Annotated in this window: 12 protein-coding genes and 2 pseudogenes; 6 read left to right on the top strand and 8 right to left on the bottom strand. The window is 64.0% G+C overall.

Annotated elements, in window-relative coordinates; all coding sequences use genetic code 11:
* Nucleotides 1-85: 85 nt before the first annotated feature.
* Both BLQ63_RS27210 and BLQ63_RS27205 read left to right on the top strand, forming a co-directional pair.
* Entirely contained in the window at nucleotides 86-1027 is a 942-nt protein-coding gene (locus tag BLQ63_RS27210; protein ID WP_143015126.1) for a NaeI family type II restriction endonuclease, read from the top strand.
* Nucleotides 1028-1297: 270 nt separating this feature from the next.
* On the top strand, nucleotides 1298-2128 hold the full coding sequence (locus BLQ63_RS27205; RefSeq protein WP_091040687.1) for an NgoMIV family type II restriction endonuclease: 831 nt from the start codon (nucleotides 1298-1300) through the stop codon (nucleotides 2126-2128).
* 138 nt (nucleotides 2129-2266) lie between these two features.
* Here BLQ63_RS27205 and BLQ63_RS27200 read toward each other — a convergent pair whose 3' ends face one another.
* The 7 genes and pseudogenes from BLQ63_RS27200 to mobF form a co-directional block, all read right to left on the bottom strand.
* A complete protein-coding gene (locus BLQ63_RS27200; protein ID WP_091040686.1) occupies nucleotides 2267-5221 on the bottom strand; it encodes a Z1 domain-containing protein in 2955 nt (984 codons plus the stop codon).
* Entirely contained in the window at nucleotides 5218-6210 is a 993-nt protein-coding gene (locus BLQ63_RS27195; protein WP_218125544.1) for a PD-(D/E)XK motif protein, read from the bottom strand. Before BLQ63_RS27195 ends, BLQ63_RS27200 begins: the two co-directional genes overlap by 4 nt.
* A gap of 11 nt (nucleotides 6211-6221) precedes the next feature.
* On the bottom strand, nucleotides 6222-7724 hold the full coding sequence (locus tag BLQ63_RS27190) for an ATP-binding protein (RefSeq protein WP_091040684.1): 1503 nt from the start codon (nucleotides 7722-7724) through the stop codon (nucleotides 6222-6224).
* Entirely contained in the window at nucleotides 7721-7870 is a 150-nt protein-coding gene (locus BLQ63_RS28705; protein WP_177155130.1) for a hypothetical protein, read from the bottom strand. Before BLQ63_RS28705 ends, BLQ63_RS27190 begins: the two co-directional genes overlap by 4 nt.
* A 378-nt stretch (nucleotides 7871-8248) precedes the next feature.
* Entirely contained in the window at nucleotides 8249-9652 is a 1404-nt protein-coding gene (locus BLQ63_RS27185; protein WP_091040683.1) for a hypothetical protein, read from the bottom strand.
* 360 nt (nucleotides 9653-10012) lie between these two features.
* Nucleotides 10013-11803 carry an ATP-dependent DNA helicase gene (locus BLQ63_RS27180; protein ID WP_419774946.1) on the bottom strand — a complete coding sequence of 597 codons (1791 nt, stop codon included), beginning with the start codon at nucleotides 11801-11803 and terminating at the stop codon, nucleotides 10013-10015.
* A 33-nt stretch (nucleotides 11804-11836) separates the two neighbouring features.
* Nucleotides 11837-12434: pseudogene (mobF, locus tag BLQ63_RS29510) on the bottom strand (MobF family relaxase); the annotation flags it as partial.
* 222 nt (nucleotides 12435-12656) lie between these two features.
* On the opposite strand from mobF, the gene BLQ63_RS27170 reads away from it, so the two are divergent.
* On the top strand, nucleotides 12657-13202 hold the full coding sequence (locus tag BLQ63_RS27170; RefSeq protein ID WP_245681111.1) for a Gfo/Idh/MocA family protein: 546 nt from the start codon (nucleotides 12657-12659) through the stop codon (nucleotides 13200-13202).
* A gap of 44 nt (nucleotides 13203-13246) precedes the next feature.
* Nucleotides 13247-14328 (top strand): annotated as a pseudogene (locus BLQ63_RS29920) (DegT/DnrJ/EryC1/StrS family aminotransferase).
* On the opposite strand, the gene BLQ63_RS28970 reads toward BLQ63_RS29920, so the two are convergent.
* Nucleotides 14285-14464, bottom strand: a complete 180-nt coding sequence (locus BLQ63_RS28970) for a hypothetical protein (RefSeq protein WP_218125542.1) — start codon at nucleotides 14462-14464, stop codon at nucleotides 14285-14287. The pseudogene BLQ63_RS29920 and the gene BLQ63_RS28970 sit on opposite strands and share 44 nt — an antisense overlap.
* Between BLQ63_RS28970 and BLQ63_RS27160 the strand changes: the two genes are divergently transcribed.
* The gene (locus BLQ63_RS27160) at nucleotides 14463-14897 is read left to right on the top strand and encodes an NUDIX hydrolase (RefSeq protein ID WP_091040679.1); all 435 of its coding nucleotides are present in this window, start codon (nucleotides 14463-14465) and stop codon (nucleotides 14895-14897) included. The two genes, BLQ63_RS28970 and BLQ63_RS27160, sit on opposite strands and share 2 nt — an antisense overlap.
* A 152-nt stretch (nucleotides 14898-15049) precedes the next feature.
* On the top strand, nucleotides 15050-15322 hold a 273-nt coding region (locus tag BLQ63_RS27155), incomplete at its 3' end, for a transposase (protein ID WP_143015124.1).

The raw sequence follows: 15322 nt of genomic DNA, 5'->3' as shown, positions 1-15322 counted from the left end.
GCGGCTTCGAGCTTCTGAATCTCGAGCGGGGCCACCGGCGGTCAGACGGTAACCGGACGTCGGCCGGGTGTGGCAGGGTGTCCTCATGGAAAGACTTCCCGGTATTGATGCTGTGTGGCCCAACCGATCTGATCTCGTCTACGAGCAAGATCCCGATCTGGCGGCGGTTGCGGACTGGTTCCGGGCTCAAGAGGACTTCGAGAGGCGATTCGGCCTGGTGTTCCGTCGGTCCTTCAACGAGGTTCTCGACGGAGTGCGAACCGGACGATACGACGTCGCCGAGCTCGAGAAGACCGAGAAGACCTACATCGGCACGAAGGTCGAGATCGTAGTCCGCTCAGAGTTCGGCTTGGAGAAAGGCCGACCGATGGACTACGTCATCGAAGACCGTCAGGTAGACGCCAAGTTCTCGCTTTCCGCGAGCGGCTGGACGATTCCGATGGAGGCCGTGGGGCATCTGTGCCTGTTGCTCCATGCGGATGATCGAGGGTCCAGGTTCACAGTCGGACTCATCAGGACCACCGAAGCGGTGTTGAGGGGCGGAGGGAATCGGGACAGCAAGCGTGGCGTGTCCAAGGAGGGTAAGAAGATGATCCACTGGCTCGTTCCCGACGGAGAGCTACCGGTCAACCGCCTTCTTCATCTGCCGGAGAACACGAGGGATCGGATTCTCGCCTTCCGGTCTGGGCAGCAACGGGTGAATGAGCTGTTTCGCCGAGTACAGGGCGAGATCATAGGCAGGGATTCGGTCGAGCCTGTCGCGATGCAGACGGACGTCGCGAAGCGGGTCCGTGACAGCCGGCTGCAACTTTGGTTGGAGGGGATCGTGATCCTCGGCCATCAGAGCGACCACCCTCGGATCGCGCGGGAGCTCGCACTGCCAGTGCCAAGCAAGGGGGAGTGGATCTCTGTGCGGTTGGTGCCTGACACCGGCGATGGTCGACCTGTGACGATATTCAAAGGCAGACCCTCGGTCGTGGCGCGGGAATACGAGCCGGTTCAATCGTTGCCGGTTGGAACCTACTAGCGACCGGGATCGGCGTCGCTGGCAGCGGCTGCCACGTGCCCACGGGCCGCGCGGCCATCTCAATGGGTTCTCGGTCCTGAACGGCCCCGAATATCAGATGGCCGCGGACGCAGTTACCCGTGCCCCCACTCGTAGTCGTAACGATGCGGTCGTGAAGTGTAGGATGGCGTCGCCGCTCCTGTACGAATTCGTCATGATCCACCTCCTCAGCGCTGAATGACCGAAATTCTGGAGCGTGACACGGGTATTTGCCTCTAAGGAAGGATCTCCATGGTGGCACCTGAATGGCTTCGACCGTTGCTCTACTACAAGAAGACGAACAACCGGAAGTCGATCGAGGTGGTGGGAAGTCCAGCGGCACCGAACATCTCCGACGTCGACAACCAGCAGAGCCTGGCGATTGCCCATGACGTCTACAGGTCGATCGGTGTTGAGATCGAACTTGAGGTCAGGGAGGGCGAGAAGGGCAACTCGCTCGGGTCGCCGCTGGAGGCGGCCGTGAGGGAACACCTCCGCGAGCGACTGCCTGAAGGCACGTTCCGGCGGTTCGGAGAGCAACTGCCGAATAACCCCGCCGGTCCGCTCAAGGTCGCCGACATCGACTCGGGGTGGGTGGTCGGGTCGGAGAAGATCGAGGTCTTCGAACAATATCGACACCTGGCAGATATGGCGAAGCTGTTCGCAGAGCAGCCGAGCTTGCGTACCTTGCTTGGCTCCGACTACCAGATCAAACCGGATGTGACTGTGGGAAAGGAGCTCGCCGGCGTGCGAATGCTTCATGCCGTGGTTTCGTGTAAATGGACCATGCGGTCGGATCGGGCTCAGAATGTGCGTCAGGAGTTCAAGCAGCTCATAGTCGCCAGGAGGGGCCGGACGCCTCACCTTGTCGCGGTGACCGCGGAGCCATTCCCCACGAGGTTGCTGGCTCTGACGAGAGGAACGGGTGAGACTGACGCCGTGTACCACGTTGCGTTCGAGGAGATGGAGTCCGCCGTCCGAGCACATGGCAATAAGGAACAGCGGAACGCGTGGACCGAAATGCGCGAACAGCGCCGTCTGAAGGATTTCAACCATCTAGTTGATGACCTCACGACGGCCTGAGTCACAGATCGTATGGGCACCGGATCCCGATTACCCAGAAGGTCGCTCCCCGATCAAGTCTGTCCGACGGTTCCGGTCACTTGTTGGCTGGCCGGCCCACATTCTCAGCTGGTCGGCCTGTGGCCTAGGGCCTCGCAATTAATTGGGCGGACGCCAAACGGCGGCATCGCTCTCCTGTTCTTTCACTTGCACCGTCCACTGGATCAGGTCCCTCCTGTGCGGTGTTGCGGAACGAGGGGTTGCAAATGACAGCAGGGGGATGACATGGTCTGCGTCGACGTCTCCGATTGTCTTCATCCGTGCATCCTCGGGCCTGTCGTCGGCGAGGTAGACGAGCACGACCCCTCGCGCCTCGGCGCCCGGAAGTCCCGGAACATCACTGCCCGCGGCAATTGGTTCAAGCGCTGCGGTGTGCTTGCGGTCGGAGCCGGCAAAGTCGGTTCGCGGAGCCGCACGACGCTTGCGGGTGACGATGGGCGAGGCGCCCAGGCCATCCAAGTTGACCAAATTTGCGTGCTTCGAGGGCTGGTGCCATGCGATGACCCACTCTGAAATGCGGCCGTCGGCCGTCGCCCTTTCCAGGAATGCCTTGAAGGGGGTGATTACCTCGTCGTATTCCGGGTGCCAACTGTATTTCGACAGGGTCCTGAAGAAGTCGGCACTTCCGACGGTACCGATCATGAAGGTCTCGTTCCCGGTGGGTCCATCGTTCAACTTAAACGGGAGAGAGACTGTTCTACGAACGTGACTGAGCAGTGGCACCCCGACCTCGTGGAGATTCGCCAGATTGGCTGCGTCGCCGCGTCGAGGCAGGCTGTAGCGATCCTGGAATCCGCCTGCGGTGGCCTTGGCCGCGATGACGGCGTTCCACATCTTGTTTCGCGCCGTGGGCCTGAGCCCAGGGAGATGCTGGCTCACGAGCGGCGGGATCTGGCGGGGCTCGATGCACGGCATGCCATCCTCGTCGAAGCCTTCGTACTGTTTGAGCTCCGTTCGGAATGCCTCCTCGTCGAGCAGAAGAGCTTCGAACGCGTCGTACAGGTCGACCGTCTCGTCACGCCGGATGTAGAGGCGGACGAGGTCCTGATAGCCGGGTCGAAAGCCGAACCAACGGCCAGCCTGCATCAACGTGTCGGCTTGACCGGCCTTGCGCCGGAAGTAGGAGATCGTGAGTCCTTCGATGGTGAAGCCTCGGCTCAGCTGATTGCCGCCGACCAGGATCCTCCAGACCTTGTCAGCTTCGAAGTCGAGCTTCTTCTGCTGCTTCTTGATCTCTTTGTCGGAGTTGACGATCAGGATCGGGTCGCCGTCGATAGTGATCTGAGCGAGGGCCTCACCGATGAAAGGCTTGAGCTCGTCGAATGAGTTGGGGACGTCCTCACCGTTCGCCCGAGCGATCATCACGGGGTGATAGTCGTCGTCATAGAGGGACTTGAGACGAGCGTGTCCTTCGGTGGAGTTGAACTTCGAGCGGTGCCATAGCGTACGAACGTCGCTGGCAGCCACGTCGTGTTCAGCTTGTTTGGCGGACTCGTGGATCAGCATGGTGTGGTGGCGGTAAGATTTGGCGCCCTTGCTTTCACGGAATTTCTTGATGGCGCCGGAGAGCACCCATGCGTCGAGAGCCTCCTGGAGTTCCTTGACCCGAGCATCTGGGTTGCTCGACACGTCTCCGATCAAAGCTCGGACGTGCGCCTTCTCGTTTGAAGTGCGGAAGGTCTTGTCTTCGTCGTCCCAGCGCTTGCCGACGTCGTGGAATTCCTTGACGCCCATGTATCCCGGTGGTGGGCGAAGCGACAGGGCAAAGTCAGCCGGGAAGAGGTCCCGTCCGTCATCGGGATCCACAAGCACGTTTGCGAACGGAGTCGCCGTGTAGCCGACGTACTGGGCCCGAGGACAGACTTTGAGAATCTCGGTGATCAGCTCGTTGATTTTGGTGCGCTCACGGATCGTGGTGGAATCCTTGTTCCACTTCGCTGGATTGGTCGTGTCCACGGATGCTTGATCCGACTCGTCGTCGATGATCAGCACCGGTAGCTGGGCCAGGTCTCCTTTATGCGGCTTCAGGTCGGCGAGCAGCTTTTCCAGCGGTGCCTTGTGCTTCTTTATGACGGCGACGTAGGCGTTGGCGTTGAACAGGTTGATCGGATCGTTGAGCAGTCGCTGTTTGTCCGTGCGGAAGAATCGAAGTTTCGTCAGTCCCTGCGGGAGCCGCTTGTAGTCGCTTCGATGTGTGGTGACTCGGTCGATGTGGACCACGTGCGGTTGGTCGAGCATCGCACCGTGCCTGACGAATTTGTCGGCGTGCCAGTCCTCGTCATGCTGGTAGTCCAGTTCCCTGGCAACCTTCGGGTCGGATGGGTCCAGGCCGCGGAGGATATTCTCGCGTCCGATGAGCTCCATGTCCATCCGTCGTTGGGTCTGTGCACGTAGGATCTCGATCGTTCCTGTGAGAACGATTATCAGTCGGTATCCGGCGTCAACGGCTTTGGCAACCACACCGGTGAAGTTGGCGGTCTTCCCGCTCTGTACATACCCGACGACCAGTCCCTTGGTCTGCTTGATGTCGGTACGGACCGGATCGCTTAGCCGCTCAACGATCTCCGTGGTGGTTTGTTCGAGAGACGCGATTGAGGGGGCAGACCACTTCTTGACGTCGCGGAGGTAGGACTCATAGTCGTCCCAGTAGACGTTCGTGCGTCGTTTCCGTGCATCGGCGTACCAGGGCTGAAATGCCTTGGAAATGACGATGGCGGGTGCCTCGAAGACGGGAAAGTGTTCCGCGAAGGCCGCTGCCACTGAGTCAGAGAGTCCAAGCGCTGCATAGATTTCCGCACGTCGAGCGTCCGAGCGTGCAACAGTGTCGCGCCCGGGTGCCTCGTCTGCGTCCCACTTCGCCAGCGCCATTCTGATCTGGGTGCGGGTTGAATCGTTCTCGTCGGCGCTCCTGACGAACTCGATCAGTTCGTCGTCCGGAACCGGGGCGCCTGCCATGGTGTCCAGAATCGGGGACAGGGGAGCCGGTTCTAGGTTCGAGAGGGCGCTGAATGCATACTTGAGCGCATCTGACCAAGTAGGGCGCTGAAAGGTCATGTGAGTCGGTTCTCCTTCAGTTCTACGAAGCCAGCTATCGGCTTCGGCAGCGTGTCGAAGTCCAGGTTGGTCAGATCTACCTTGTATGAGACGTCTGATAGGAGTGCGAAGTTCGGCACGACAGGGCCGATCAAGTCGGGGGTCATTGCGGGGAACTCATGGTTCACCGAGTAAGCCCTCGGGATGGATCGCACGGCCCAATGAGTCGAGTAAAGGTCAGCGTCTTCCGCCTGCCAACCGAAGGTGTCGAGCATGGCGTTGACGATCACCTGGTGCCCGCCGGCCAGGGTTCTGACTTCGGCCACGATTTGTGGCAACGATCGTCCGCCGTCAGGTGAACTACGAGTGAGCTGGATTGAAAGCAGGCTCAGCGGCACGTCCCGCAGGGGTACGAGCTGCTCAAGTCCGTTTATCACATGTCTTCGGCGCTCTGAGGTGGTTGTCTTCACCTCGATGTGCGCGGAAGCGAGTGTGAAGTCGTGCTCCTCAGCGGCAGGTCCCTGCCAGGCGGACACTGCGGGACCGGGGCCGATCGCGTGGATGAGGAACTCCAGGAACAACAGCTCGCCGAACAGCCCCACCTCCTGCTCGGTCGTGAGTGCGCCGCGGCCGGCGAGTATGTTGCGATGTCGAGCCACGCCCGTCGCGACGGCGGCTGCCAACGGCAGTTTCTCGACTTGGAGCTCGTCGGCGATGCCGGCGAGCAGTCCGTATGCTCCGCGGACGTTGCCCTCGACCTGGACGACCAGCTCGGCCAAGTCTTCGTCCCCTGAGACGAAGGCGTTGAACTTGACGTTCTTGAGCCTGGCCACATCAGGTTCAGGTGCCTCATAGAGCGTAACGAGCGTGAGGATCCTGTTCTTGGGATCGAACTGAAGTCGGCAGGGCGGCTCCCCTTTGATGGGCAACACCATCGGGACTCCGCTGCCCCAAAGTTCATCGAGGGTGGTGAAGGTGAGGTGTCTTGCGTCGTCAGACGATGCTGTCATCGGGCACGACCTTACTTGTTGCGCATGTTCTCCTCAGCGACCACCGCGGCGCCGAGGATGCTCTTCCACAGTGCAATCTCGTCCTTGTCCTTCGCCCCGAGGTGCCTGCCCTCGAAGACATGATGGGTCAGCAGGAACATCAGGGCCTTGAGGACCGGGGCGTCGTTGAGACTGCCTCCGTTCGGAGCGAACAGTGAGCGGTAGAGACTGTTGAGCCACAGCGTTTTCGCAGCGAAGTCGATGTCGAAGAATTCTCCTGCCTCCATCCGCCTCCACTTGATCTGGATCGGATCATCTTCGATGAATTGGAGCTCGGCTCCGATTCGCCTGCGGATTGTCGGCGCGAAGCCCTTGTCGGGCATGATCACGGGTTTTCGCTGGCGTCGACGCTTCCTCGCGTCGGTATAGATGGACTCGGCGTCCTGCAGATACTCGATGAAACTGGTCCCATCGGACGCTGCCGCGTGGTTGATCGCGTCGTGAAAGATCGGTTCGAACTTGAGACCGCTCTTCTCCGGGTTCATCGTCAGGAACGACCCGATTGCCGTGCTGTCCTCGAGCACGACGCGTGCCAATTGACGTGCAGGGCCCGGGTTGGCGGTGTTCGACCATCCGCCCATCTGTAGGAGCCTGTCGTTGCGATAGATGAAGAAGCCTTGAAACGCTTCCCCTGGCATGCCGCCGATCCGGAAGCCGGTGACGTCAGCCTTCGCCGGCCACACATGGCACGTCAGTTCGACCCGCGTTTCGCCGGCTTTGGCGATCAGGACCTTCGGGTACCTCGGATGTCCTGAGCTGGCGTAGCCGAACGGATCGATGGGGAGGATCGGCTCACCGGGAGATGCGAGTGCTTCCTCCAGCTCGTCGACGAGCACATCGACCTTGAGGCGGCCATCGGTCAGGAGACGGTGGAATGTGACGCCGAGATGTGAACGCAAAGCCTGGTTGCAGGTCGCCAGCCAACTGCGGGCCTCGTCAGGATTGCGCCCGCGGTAGGTATTTCTCACGTCGGTCCAGACGACGGAAGTTCCCCTCTCGGAGCCTAGAATCGTCATTCGGCTGGCTGAGTGCTCCGCTGCGGCGTCGGTGGACAGCACTTCACAGGTGAAGTCTCTGGAGAAGTCGGCACGTTGGATCCGTCGTCCGACTGGCCCGACCCCCTCCTTCTTCGACCACACGGTGAGCGCGTCGCTGTGGCCGAAGGATGCCGCCTTCAGACCCATCCCGAAATGGCCGAGATCGTCGTCGTTGTACTCACGCTGATGGCCGATCGTCATGGCGGCGTTGATGACATCGTCGTCCATGCCGTGACCGTCGTCGAGAACCTCAACCTGTACGAGCCGATCGTCACGTGTCAGCAGACGGATCGACACTCGCGTCGCTCCGGCGTCGATGCTGTTGTCGATGAGGTCGGCGATCGCCGATTCCAAGGTGTGGTTGGCCCCGAGACTCTTGACCAGCCCGGCGTCGGGGGCGAGGGTGATGCGCCGAACCACGTCATCGAAGGCGGTCACTGGTCGGCGTCCTCGACGGCGCTCTGGCCGAAATCGACTCGCATATGGCGCACAGAGGGCGGATCATGGCGAACCGAATTCGTTCCGGCGAATGCGGTGTCGGTCGCGCCCACGGGTAGCGGCGCCTCGATGACCTTGTGCTTCAACTTGTAACCTCGGTTCGGCTTAGTCAGGGACCTCTCGGCTCACTCGATGTGTACCAGAGGCGTCGGACGGAATTGTTTCACGATCTGCCTTGCGTAGGAAGAGCAACGACTGCCAAGCGGATCGCAGTGCACTCCGAGGCCTCAGGTTCCTAGATTTCAAGCACTCGTCAACCGGAAAAGTCCAAGTACGCGTCGTTCTCACGATCGTGCTTGGCAACCGACTTTGAGCAGGGTCTGTGTACTCGGCTGACCTCACTTCCACCGGCCTCGAGAGACGATGAATCAACGGTGTCTTGGGGGTTGGCTGTGTATTTGAGAGTTTGGGTGGCCCGCTGAACATGTCGCGCTCCAACCGATTGCAACCGAGTTGTAATGGTCTCAGTAGAGAAGCCGAGGGCTCGATATCGGCGTGACCGAGGAGGTGAATTCGGGACCACCGATTTCGACCCGCACCGCATTGGGAGAGACCGTGATACTTCCGGCTTGGTCGGGTTGATCCTGGTTGAGGTGCGGTTTGGTGATGCCGAGGTCGGCGGCGGTCCGTGGGGTGAGGTGGCCGGCATCAGCGAGTGAAGCGAGGAGTGCGGATGCGGCAGCCGAATGGTTCACGACGGCTTCGGGGTCCCTTTCGAGCGCGGTGGTGGTGATCGAGTCGAGTTTGGCGGCGAGGCTTGCGTGGAGTTCGGCTCGTTCGGTTTCGGGGATGGCCTTGTAGAGGTCGTGGGCGATGGCGCCGGCAAGGTGCTGCTCCACGAAGGCACCGAGTCCGGTCGGGGTGGCTGTCTCGTCGATGGTGTTGCGGGTGAGGACGGCGGATGCTGATGCCCACCATTCGCGGTGTCCGGCACGGCCGGTGATCGGGTAGGGGCCGAGCGAGTTGGCGGGGTCGTCCGTGGTGATGTTGTGTTGGTCGCGGTGGGCGGCGGCGAGGCGGAGAGCCGCTTCGCGGGCCTCGCGTTCGGTGGAGTCGGCTGGTTCGGGTCCGAAGGCGCGAGTCCATTCGGGCAGGTCGTCCACGGCGGCCTCGGCGAGTGCTCCGGCACGGCTTCGGATGGCGCTGGCGAGGTGTGCGGCGAACTCGCGCATGCCTTCTTCGGCGGTGTCGTTGTCGAGGACGTGGGTGGGGTAGGCCAGCCAGGGCAGGCCGGTCGGGTTCTCGTCCTTCGCTTCGCGGCGCATGGATTCGGTGGTGGCGTGACTGACTGCGAGGGCGAGGTTGTCGAGTCCGCGGCCGGGGGCGAGGGCGTCGACGAGGTAGGCGGCATCGGACCCGGTACGGGTCTCCCATGCCTTCAACGTCCACGCGATCGCGGGCCGCGCCTGGCCGGAATGGGTGGGATCGTGAGCGATGAGGCGGGTCTGGCGGTCGAGCCGCCAGGCCAGGAGCTCGCTCATGGAGTCCAGCCCGTCGAGGTCGCGTTGCGCGAGGGCGCGGCGGAGGGCTTCGTGGGAGTGCTGGCCGGTGTCTTCGGCCCGGCCGAGCGCCCCGACAACGGCGGGCCAGGCCCGCTCATTGCCGATCCGCGAGGCCTGCTGATCGCCGAGGACTTCGGTGAGCTCGGCGCTGTACCGGTCAGCATCTGGCTGTGCGGCAATCCGGTTCGCGTCGGTCGCGGGGTACTTCGTGGCGGGCGGGTTGAGCGCGGTGTCGGGGTCGAGGTGGATGCGTGGGTGGTGGTCGTTGATGAGCCGCGCGTAGTAGACGACATCGCGGGCCTCGGGTTGTATGCCGGGCGGGGGCGCGGGGTGGTCGGTGGTGAGCTTCTGGACCCGCGCGGTCAAGACTGCGGCGGGGGAGATTGCGTCGTCGAAGGTGCGGCGGCAGGTGAGGTCGAGGAGCTGTTCGGCGTTCCAGCCCTTGGTTTCGGCGGTCGCGAGGGTGCGGGCGAGCGCGCCGTGCCCGTTGCCCTGGAGGTCGGCCTAAGCGTCGGCGCTCAAGTGCGGCTTGACCTTCTGCTCGATGAGCTCGGTGTAGTGGGCGGTGGCGATCCGGCCGAGGGCATACCGATACTGCGGCACCAGCGTCGAGAGCCATTCGGCCTGGTGTGCGGCGAGCTCGATCGCTTCCGTTGCGGAGGCGTCGTCGGGCTGCGTGTTGAGGATCTGTTCGGCGATTTCGCGGGCGGCGGTGGCGTCGGGGTCTCACCCGGGCCGCCAGGTCCGGTCGTCCGGTGCGGCGGGGAGTGGGGTGTGGGTGACGGCGTAGAGCGTGGTGGTCTCGGCGGCGCGGGTCGCGGCCACATACAGCGCGTTGCGGTCCATGCCCGCGGTCATGAGCGGGTGCGCGGTGTCGACGGTCATGCCCTGCGACCGGGCGACCGTAGAGGCGTAGGCAAGCTCGACCTGCTGCTTGACATACCAGCCGGGCAGGGTAGTGGTGGCTTTCGAGGTGTGGTTCTTGACCTTCATGGACCCGTCTTTGAACGTGCGGATGACGGTCCAGGTTTCGCCGTTGCGGACGGTGTCCTTGCCGCGGCAGTACCGCAGTCGAGAGTCGTTCTCGCGGGTGACGACCCAGTCCCCGCGCCCGGCGGTGTTCCCGTCGTGCAGGGCGATGCCATGGTCCTTGACTTCGCCTGCCGCGACTCGGTCGGCCCTTGCTTTCGCGGTCAGGGCCGAGACGGCCTTGTTCTCCTTGGCGAGCATGAGGCTGCGCTTCCCGGCGGTGGTGTCGGCTTTCCACGCCGCATAGAGCGCGCCGGCCATGGCGTCTTCGGTCCCTCCGACGAGTCGGCCGCGGTTCTGGAAGTAGTCGAGGGCGTTCCCGCTCCCCACGCGCAGCTCCAGTGACGCGGTGGCGAAGGCCGGGTCTTTGAAGCGGTGGAGCTCGTTGAGTTCGGTCGCGCCGGCCTTGGCGGCGATCAACCGGAGGGCGCCGCCGGAGGCGACGGCGCCGAGCTGGTGGGCGTCGCCCAGGAGCCGGACTTGTGCACCCGCGTGGGCGGCGAGGGCGGTGACCCGGTCGAGGTTCAACGTCCCGGCCATCGACGCCTCGTCGACCAGGATCACATCTCCGGGGCGCAGTCCCAGCTGGCCGGACCCAAAGGGGGCGGATCGATCCGCGCTGGAGCGCACCCGGCCCGCGCCCATGTCTTGCTCGGCATCGAGGCGGGTGTCCTCATGCCGAAGGGTTGCGACGAGTTCGGGGCCGGAGCGGCGGTTGCCGGGGCTGATGTCCCACAGGAACTTGTCAATGGTGGTGCAGCGGATGCCGAGCTCGTGCTCGAGGACTTTGGCGGCCTTCGCTGAGGGCGTGAGTCCGATCAGGCGGTGTCCTTCGGCGTCGAGCACGTCCCCGTAGGCGCGCATCGCGGTGGTCTTGCCCGACCCTGCGGGGCCGATGCCGACTGCCAGGAGCCGGTTGTCGGTCGCGAACGCTTCGACGAGGCGCCGCTGGCCAGTGTCGAGCGTCCGACCGGAGTCGGATTCGAACGCATCGGGCTGCCCGCGGACCGCTTCGGCACTGGCGGAGTACACGGTGGCGGTGCTCGCGGCGTCAACCAGGCGGGTCTCGGCGTCGAGGATCTTTTGCGAGGTGAACCGGTGGCCTTCGTGCTTCTCGAACACCGAGACGCCGTCCGAGCGGCGCAGCACCTTGGGGACTTCGACGGGAGCGGGCATGCCGATCCGGATCGAGACGCCCTCGCCGAGCGCGGCGGCGACGATCTGCTCGGCGGCCTCGCGCTGCGCCTGCGGTGTGGTGAAGACGTGCTCGGTGCGGAGTTGGCGCATCGTCTCAGCGTGGATGTTCCACCGCGTCCACGTCGCCCGTGCCTCACCGATCACCTCCACGACGCGCGCAGCGAGCTCGTTGATCTGCTTGGCTTCCAACGCTGCGACCGGTTCCAGGGCGGCGTTCACCGTGGCGGTGATCTGGTCGAGCGCGTTCGGCCCGAATCGGCCGGTGAGGTTGGCGGTCCAGTCGGCGCGCATCTGCTCCAGTGAGCGGACCATGTCCTTCGCGCCGCGCGTCTCCAGCGTCGCCTGCTGCGCCAGCTCGTACGCGGCCTTCGCATCCGGTTCGCGCCCGTGCGTGGCCTGGTAGTTCGAGCGCAGTTCGGCGTAGCGGGACTCGATGTCGCTGCGTCGTGCCGAGAAGTGCTTAATGATTGCGGGGTCGATGCCGACGATCTCGCGCACCGGGCGGCCGTTGCGCGTCGGTCCGGGACGGTCCGCGAAGGCGACCCCGAGCCAGGGCGTCATCTCGGCCTCGACCGCCGAGTTGTAGGTCTCCGAGGCTGCCACGCCGAGCGCACACAGCGCCGATCCGTCGAGGGACCGCCACTTCCCGTCCTTGCCCTGCACCTTGTTGACCACCGCGAGGTGGGTGTGGAGGTCGGGGTCGCCAGCGCGCGAGTCGAAGTGGTCAAGGCGGCGGCGATCAAGCCGTTCGTCTCGATCTGCGCGACCCCGCCGACCCCGAGCGGGTGAATGCCGCGTGCTGCTCCAGCATGTCGATCACCGCAGCCACGGCGGCGTCGTGCGCGGCCTTCACCGCGGTGCGGACGCGTTCATCCGGGTGGAGGCCGAAGATGATCGACACCGACTTGACGGGTGAGAACACGAGGTTGTAGCCCACCACGGACGTGCGCTGCCGGGAGGCTTCCTCCCGCTTCACGTTTGCGATCTCGGCGGGCGTGGCGGCCCGGCCGGTCTCGGTTTCGATGGTGCCCAGGCGCTTCGCGACGCGGTCGGCGAACGGCTCCAGGGTCTCGTACTCGGGGAACTTCTGGTTCGCGAACTCCAGTACCAACTGTATATCAAGGGCTACAACGACTTCCGCGAAATGCTCGACTCCGAAGCGCTCGACTTGGTCGTGGTCTGCGTCCCCCACCACGTCGGCCGCGAAGTCATTGAGATCGCCGCCGAACACGGCGTCATCGACATGCTCCTGTGGTGCTGCAGCATGCCCGATCGCGTATTGGCCGACACCTCCGCGACCGCCCGGTCCGACCGGACCTACGGTGCCGAGGGCACCGCCCTCATCCACTTCGGCTACGACTCCGGCCTGTACGGATCGGCGCTGCTGTCGCGGTTCATCGGTCCCAAGAGCGAGCAGATCCGCCTCGTCGGCTCCAGAGGCATTGTCAGCCTCGAACGGGGCCGCTTGCGCCGCCTTGACAACCATGGTGAGGTCATCGAGTCTCTGACCCGAGAGCAGTCCTGGCCGGCCGCGGCGACCGCGCAGATCGACCACTTCGCACGTGTCATCGTTGGCACCAGAACCAACCCCAGCGGCCCGGCCGAGCACCTGGCGCATCTGGCCTTCATCACCGCCTGCTACACCTCTGCGCGCACCCGCGCGGCCGTCAACCCGAAGGAGCTGCTGTGACCTCGTCCCCGCTCGCGCTGCTCGGCGGCACACCCGCTGTGCTCATGTCTCAACCGCACTTCACCTGGCCGCCGGTCACCGACGCGACTCGCAAAGCGGTGGCCGACCAACTCGACCGGGCAGTGTCGATCTATGACTGCTCCGGCGTCGTCGCCGAGCTGGAAGACGCGCTCGCCGACTACTTCGGCGTCCGCTACGCAGTGCTCACCAGCTCGGGGACGGCCGCGCTGTACTCGATGTACGCCGTGGCCGGGATCGGGCCGGGCATGGAGGTGATCGTCCCGGCTTACACGTTCTTCGCCACGGTCACACCGCTTTTGCACCTCGGCGCGACCCGGTCCTGGCCGAGTGTGACGACCGCGGCAATCTCGACCCGGCCGACGTCGCCCCCCGGATCACCCACCGCACCAGGGCCATCGCCGTCACCTATATGTGGGGAACCCCAGCGCAGGTCGCTCAGCTTCGCGACCTCGCCGATCAGCACGGGCTCAAATTGTTCGAGGACGGCTCCCATGCCCACGGCGCGACCGTCTCCGGCCGCAGGGTCGGCTCGTTCGGCGATGCGGCGGCCTTCAGCATGAACGGCCCCAAGCCTCTCTCAGCAGGTGAGGGTGGGTTTCTCCTCACTGATGATGCGGAGGTCTACCACCGCGCGCTCCTCCACGGCCAGTACAACAAGCGCTGCCGCAACGAGATCCCCGAAACCTATCCGCTCCACCGGTACGCGGTCACCGGCATGGGCCTCAAGCACCGCATCCACCCCCTCGCCGCGGCGATCGGCCTCAACCAGCTCAGCAACCTCGACACCTACCTCGCCGGCCGCCACAGGATTGCCGACTACCTGTGCGAACGGTTGCGGGACGTACCGGGCGTTGAGCCGATCGTTCCCGCTCAGAGCGATCGCTCCTCCTGGTACGGCCTGATCCTTCGCTACCGGCCCGAGCAGCTGGACGGACCCGCTCGACCGCTACTTCGCCGCCCTACAAGCGGAAGGTGCGACCGAGGCCGACAGGCCCGGTTCGACCTGCCCGCTGAACCTCCTGCCGCTCTTCCAAGAACCCGGCCCGCTCTTCCCTGCCCTCTCACGCCGCTTCGCTTATGCTCCAGGGCAGTTCCCCAAAGCTGAGACCTTCCATGGCAGCATCATCAAGCTCCCCGTCTGGCACTGCGAGGACGGCGAGGAGACCGCCGATGCCTACCTTGAGGCGTTCCGGAAAGTCAGCGCCCACCACACCGATCTCATCGAGACAGAAGCCGAACATGGATGACCAGTTGGTCGACAATCTCACCGCTGCAGCCGAACAGGACGGGATCGCCCGGCTCGTTGTCGGCGCCGTCATCGCCGATGGCGACCAGGTGCTGCTCCTGAAGCGTCCGGCCGACGACTTCATGGGCGGCCTGTGGGAACTCCCCAGCGGGAAAGTTGACCCCGGCGAGCGACTTGACACCGCTCTCGCCCGTGAGGCCAAGGAGGAGACCGGTCTTGACCTCTCCGAAGTGACTGCCTACCTCGGCCACTTCGACTACACCAGTGGCAGCGGCAAGCTGAGCCGTCAGTTCAACTTCGCCATTGAGGTCGGTGCCATCGAGCCCGTCGCTCTGACCGAGCATGACGACTTCCAATGGTGCGAGGTCACGGACGACCTTCCAGTGAGCGCGTCCGTCAAGGAGACGCTGGCAACACTGGGCGAATAGATTTGGAAGACGGCGTTGCGGCTTCAACTGGGCTGCTCGGGCATCAGCCCCTGACGACTCGGACGAGCCTGAGCCATAGAACTGGTTTCAAGTTCGTTGGCGATCGGACTGGTTGTCCGGTGCAGGGTTTCGGGTTTGCTCGTTGAACGGGCATGGCGAAGCCTTGGGAGATTGATGAAGGCCTGTGGGCGCGGATCGCGGCGCTGTTGCCTGAGCATCGCCCCGGGTCACGTGGTCCGGTGCCGTTGGATGACCGGAAGTGCCTGCAAGGCGTCCTGTTCGTGCTCTATACCGGGATCAACTGGAAGCACCTGCCACCCGAACTCGGCTTCGGATCCGGCATCACCTGCTGGAGGCGGTTCCGCCGCTGGTGCGAGGCCGGAGTCTGGGACCGGCTCCATCGTCGCTTGCTGTCCGAGCTGCAC

Source organism: Glycomyces harbinensis (genome assembly GCF_900101745.1).
In the GTDB taxonomy this organism is placed as follows: Bacteria; Actinomycetota; Actinomycetes; order Mycobacteriales; family Micromonosporaceae; genus Glycomyces; species Glycomyces harbinensis.
The sequence above is the reverse complement of the archived record's forward strand: the minus strand, read 5'-3'. Positions and strand labels throughout refer to the sequence as shown.